Below are 826 nucleotides of genomic sequence, written 5' to 3'. Positions count from 1 at the left end.
AGTTTGCCTATAAACAAATCCCCATCCGCAAAGAGAACCAATAACTGCTGGACAATAAATTACACGATTCGCATCTTCATCAGAAACACTAAATGAAGACCAAGAAATTGTGTGGATTACCTGATCAGGAGAATGTGGAGCTACTCTTAACACTGAACTTGTCACTACTGGTTTTAAATTTTCAGAGTTTGCATTTGATACAAAAAAAATTAAGCCCACAAAAATCAAAAAATATTTGGCATAGTTAAACATAATAATAACATTCCTTACTTTCACCTGATTTTTCAATAAAATCAGCATATAAATATATCCAAGAAGGATTATGACTGCCTACTGGTGTCCAATATTTTACTATTTTAATTTTATTGAGTTTTTTCACCATATCGTCTTTCCATAAGCAGCTAAATTACTGCGCTGTCATTTATTCATCAATACTAAATCCGCTTCAAACCACTATATAACATATAATGGTAAAACGATATTAATCTCTCCAATCATGAGTAGAATGAAAGGATACGTTACTATATGTCTGAATCCTCCAAAATGAACCAGTTTTGTTGTTATACTTATTAATCATAATTTTTAATATTTGGTATTTATCTGTAACTTAACATAATAGTAAATAAAACATAAAAATTAACATTATAGAAAAGATAATCTCTTTAGTTATTTTTATAAAAAAATACTTTATTCATAATTTAATATCAAGCTAGCAGAAGTACTAGTAAATTCTCCACCATTTAAGTTTGTAGCGTACTCACTTAGCTTAGGTTTAACCGTTATCACTGGGATCGAAGTTAGTGTAAAATTTGGAGATGTACTATTC

1 protein-coding gene is annotated in these 826 nt (G+C 29.3%); it reads right to left on the bottom strand.

Translation table 11 applies throughout. The annotated features are described in order from the left end of the window. Positions 1–300: hypothetical protein (locus tag ACIPUA_RS08210; protein WP_449059547.1), on the bottom strand; the 300-nt coding region annotated here is incomplete at its 3' end. Between the last annotated feature and the right edge of the window lie 526 nt (positions 301–826).

This window comes from Providencia sp. AGC89, from assembly GCF_053543535.1.
The sequence above is the reverse complement of the archived record's forward strand: the minus strand, read 5'-3'. Positions and strand labels throughout refer to the sequence as shown.